This window comes from Halanaerobiales bacterium, from assembly GCA_035270125.1.
Lineage (GTDB): Bacteria > Bacillota > Halanaerobiia > Halanaerobiales > DATFIM01 > DATFIM01.
The window spans coordinates 1-4,850 of the sequence record DATFIM010000121.1 but is presented as its reverse complement, the minus strand read 5'-3'; the positions used below and the strand labels follow the sequence as shown (position 1 = coordinate 4,850).

The 4,850-nt window shown below is 30.7% G+C and carries 4 protein-coding genes; 2 read left to right on the top strand and 2 right to left on the bottom strand.

What is annotated here, in order from left to right; translation table 11 throughout:
- A partial coding sequence (locus tag VJ881_06275; GenBank protein HKL75655.1) for a GIY-YIG nuclease family protein occupies positions 1–642 on the bottom strand: 642 nt, incomplete at its 3' end.
- A 203-nt stretch (positions 643–845) separates the two neighbouring features.
- On the opposite strand from VJ881_06275, the gene VJ881_06270 reads away from it, so the two are divergent.
- Positions 846–3,101 carry an HD domain-containing phosphohydrolase gene (locus VJ881_06270; GenBank protein HKL75654.1) on the top strand — a complete coding sequence of 752 codons (2,256 nt, stop codon included), beginning with the start codon at positions 846–848 and terminating at the stop codon, positions 3,099–3,101.
- A gap of 42 nt (positions 3,102–3,143) precedes the next feature.
- Positions 3,144–3,482: a hypothetical protein gene (locus tag VJ881_06265; protein ID HKL75653.1), complete on the top strand. Its 339-nt coding sequence runs from the start codon at positions 3,144–3,146 to the stop codon at positions 3,480–3,482.
- 8 nt (positions 3,483–3,490) lie between these two features.
- Here the strand turns inward: VJ881_06265 and uvrA are convergent.
- The coding region (uvrA, locus tag VJ881_06260) for an excinuclease ABC subunit UvrA (GenBank protein HKL75652.1) at positions 3,491–4,850 on the bottom strand (1,360 nt) is incomplete at its 5' end.

The window sequence follows — 4,850 nt, the reverse complement described above, 5'->3', positions numbered from 1 at the left end:
TAACTCTGTCTGTCTTCCTGAAAGAAACATTAAAACTTTATCTATAAGCTCATTATATTCTTTTTTAGAAATTTCTCCAATACAGGGTCCATGACATTTATCAATATGGTAATTTAGACAGGGACGATCATAAGTTTCACCTTCAGTTATTTCTCTTTTACAGGTTCTAAGTGAAAATAGGTCTTTGAGAACATTGATAGTTTTATAAATAGCATTTACATCAGCAAAAGGACCAAAATATTTATTCCCATCATTTTTTACGACTCTGGTTTTAAAAACTCGGGGAAAATCCTCATTAGTTGTAACTTTTATATAAGGATAGGATTTATCATCTTTTAGACGAATATTAAATTTTGGTTGATATTTTTTTATTAAATTTGCTTCCAGAATATATGCTTCTACCTCAGTATCTGTTACTATATAATCAAAATCATCAATATGATCTATCATTATTTTAGTTTTAAAAGTGTGATTGGCTTTACGAAAATACGATCTCACTCTTTTTCTTAAAGACTTAGCCTTGCCAACATAGATAATATCTCCTGTTTCATCTTTCATCTGATATACTCCAGGTTTATCAGGCAGTTCTTTTATTTGTGCTTCTATATGTTCTTCTCTATTATTATTTATTTCTTCAGTCATTATTATCACCATGCTTATTATATCATAACTTCTTATTAAGACAAATTTCAGGAAATATTATCATAGTAAATTTTCTAATACAAGATATATTTTATAATTTCTATAATAGGTACTTTATGAGCTTTATATCAAAACACAATTGTGATAAAATAATAAACATGTAGAGTTATGTCGAAAAGTAAAAAATAAAAGGAGTAATATAAATGGTTATTACAGAAAAAGATAGGGAAATCCCCTCTCATATAGTTGAAAAATGGCAGGATATGGTTGATCTACTTGTTGAAAATAATAAAACACCTGATGTATTAATCACCAGGGTGAATTACCCTTATCTAGAAATTTTTAATGCAAGTCAGAATAAGGAAAATACTTTTGCAGAAGGTCATAAGGTAAAGCTTGCCGGCCACTTCTGTCAGCATGTAATATCTACTAAAAATAAATTGGAAGTTAATAATGCAATAAAAGATGAAAACTGGCAGAATGCCCCGGAAGTTGAGGATGATTTAATAGCATATATCGGTTATCCTTTACAATGGCCTGATGGAAAAGTTTTTGGAACCCTTTGTTCTCATGATTATCAGGAAAGAAAATTTACAGATAATCTAAAGAAAAATATGAAACAGGCAAAAGAATTAATTGAATCTCATTTGAAAATCATCTATAAAAATCATAAATTAACTAAAAGTAAAAATCGTTATCATAAACTTTTTGAAATATCTCCCACTGCCCTACTACTCCAGGATAGTAGAGGAAAAATTCTGGAAGTAAATAAAGCATTAACAAAATTAACAGGATATAGTAAAAAAGAACTTGAAGGTAGCAATATCTTTGATATGTTAGTACCTCCTAAAGATCATAAAGAAGCCAAAGAAAATATCAAGAAAATTTTACAGGGAAAAAACCTGGAATCTGAGAAGAAAACATATGACAAAAACGGTAACTGTCATTATGTTAAATTAAGAGAAAGTTGTATTGAATTAGAAAATGAAAAAAAAGGTATACTCACTATGTATAGTGATATTACAAAAGAAAAGAAATCTCAGAAAAAAGTTAATGAACTTCTTGAAAAAAGAAGAATTTTACTTGATAATATTGAAATCCAGGTCTGGTTTTTAAAGGATTTAGAAATGTATGGAATAGTAAATCAGGCTCATGCTGACTTTTTTGGCAAAGAAAAGAGCGAGTTAGAAAATAAATCAATCTGGGAGATAATGTCTACTAAAGAAGAAGCTCTAACCTGTATTGATGGAAATAAAGAAGTATTTGAAAAAAAGAAAAAAATTCATAGAGAAGAAAAAGCCAAAAACGCCGAAGGTGAAAGCAGGTTATTATCTGTTACTAAAACTCCAAAATTAAATAAAAATGGTGAAGTTGAATATGTAGTATGTTCTGCAATTGATATAACAGAGCAGCGCCAAAAAGAAAATAAAATAAAATATATAAGTTACCATGACAAACTAACCGGTCTCTATAATCGCAGCTATCTTGAAGAGGAAATAAAAAGGCTTGATGTTGATCGAAAATTACCGATAAGTGTAATTATGGCTGATTTAAATGGTTTAAAATTAGTTAATGATAGCTATGGCCATAAAGAAGGTGATAAACTTTTAGTTAGTGCAGCTGATATTCTAAAAGAATGCTGCCGCAAAGAAGATATAGTCGGACGCTGGGGTGGAGATGAATTTTTGATTTTCCTACCTAAAACCAATCAAAAAGCAGCTAAAAAAATAGCTAATCGAATTAAAAACAAAAGTAATAAAATAGAGATAAATAATAAAAAGAAAGGTCCCATTCCACTTTCAATGGCTCTTGGTTTTGCTGTTAAAAATGATAAAAAGAAAGACATTCATGAAATATTAAATAAAGCTGAAGATATAATGTATAAAAATAAATTAATAGAAAGCCGTAGTGTAAAAGGTCATATTTTAGATACACTGATTAATACTTTAAGTGAAAAAAGTCAGGAAACTAAAGAACACTCTACCCGAATGAAAAATCTTGCTCTACAATTGGGTAAAAAAATATTATTAAATTCTGCCCAGTTAGATAAATTAGCCTTAATGACAAAGCTTCATGATATAGGAAAGGTAATAATCCCCGAAAAAATTCTGAATAAAAAAGAAGATTTAACTAAAAAAGAATGGAATAAAATAAAAGAACATCCTGCTACCGGACATAGAATAACTTCTTCAACTGAAGAATTTTCTCATGTATCAAAAGGAATACTGGCTCATCATGAACACTGGGATGGTTCAGGTTACCCGCGAGGCTTAAAAGAAGAAAAAATACCTCTTCTGGCCAGAATTATTGCTATTGTTGATGCTTATGATGTAATGACCCATGATCGTCCCTACCAAAAAACAAAATCTAAAAAAGAAGCAATTGAAGAATTAAAAAGATGTTCAGGAACACAGTTTGATCCTGAGCTTGTAGAAAAATTTATTGAAATAATTGAATAAATTAAATTAATTTATTATCATATAAATAGGGAGGAATTTTAAATGTTTGATTTTCTCAAAAAATTATTCTCTGCTGAAATAGAGGATGTATTATTTGCTTATCGAGTGGGTAAACCTATTGGTATTGTTGATGGGAGAGGTATTGAAAAATATCTAAAAAAAGATAGGGCAAAAGAAATTTATATGTTTACTGAGAAAAAAGTTAATGATAAAGTACGTAATTATTTAAATAAAATAGAAGGTCTAAAAATTATTGAATGCAATAATTGTCGTAAGGAAATGAAAAGATGGAAACAAAGAGATCAGTTTAAAAATAAAAAAATAAAGAAAGTCTCCCTGGACAGCTTTGGTGAAAGAGCTGTACAAAGAGACCCTGCTTAATCTTTATTTTATAAAACTTCTTTTAAGAATTTGCCTGTATAGGAATGATCCTTTTGGGCAACTTCTTCTGGACTTCCAGTAGCTATTACTTGTCCACCTTTATGGCCACCTTCTGGTCCAAGGTCAATAAGATAATCAGCTGATTTAATAACATCAAGATTGTGTTCAATTACTATTACTGTATTTCCACCTTCTCGGAGACGATGTAAAACATCAAGAAGTTTATTTATATCTTCAAAATGAAGCCCAGTAGTAGGCTCATCAAGCATATAGAGAGTATCTCCAGTACTTCTTTTTCCAAGTTCAGTAGAAATTTTTACTCGCTGGGCCTCTCCTCCGGAAAGAGTGGTTGCTGGCTGTCCAAGACGAATATATCCCAGACCTACATCATATAATGTCTGGAGTCTCCTCTTTATAGGTGTAATATTTTTGAAAAATTCTAAAGCTTCTTCAACTGTCATATCAAGTACATCTGCAATTGTTTTACCTTTATATTTTATTTCCAGAGTTTCCCGATTATATCTTTTGCCTCCACAGACATCACAGGGAACATAAACATCAGCTAAAAAGTGCATTTCAATCTGGTTAATTCCCTGACCTCCACAGGCTTCACATCTACCTCCTTTAACATTAAAACTAAAACGGCCCTTCTCATAACCACGTTTTTTAGCTTCAGGAGTTTCAGCAAAAATCTTTCTTATATAATTAAATACTTTTGTATAAGTTGCCGGGTTTGAACGGGGAGTTCTACCTATAGGAGATTGATCAATATTTATAACTTTGTCTAATTTATCTATACCTACTATTTCATCATGATCACCAGGTTTATCAGTAGAACTATAAATCTCCTGCATTAATTTCCTCTTTAAGGTATAATTGATTAGTGTACTTTTACCAGAACCAGAAACTCCTGTTATACAGGTAAAAGTTCCTAAAGGAATTTCTACATCAATATCTTTTAGATTATGCTGTCTTGCCCCTTTTATCTTCAAAAACTCACCATTTGGTTTATATCTTTCTTCTGGAACAGGAATTTTCTTTTTACCTGTTAAATATTGACCTGTTAGAGATTTTTCACTATTTTCTATATCTTCAATAGTACCCTGAGCCACAACATGACCACCTTCTTTGCCAGCTCCAGGTCCCAAATCAATAATATGGTCAGCAGTTTGAATTGTCTCTTCATCATGTTCAACTACAATTACTGTATTACCTAAATCACGAATGTGTTCTAAAGTATTAATAAGTCTTTTATTATCTCTTTGATGTAATCCAATACTTGGTTCATCCAAAATATAAAGTACTCCTACTAAACCTGAACCAATCTGAGTTGCAAGTCTAATCCGCTGAGCTTCTCCTCCAGATAAA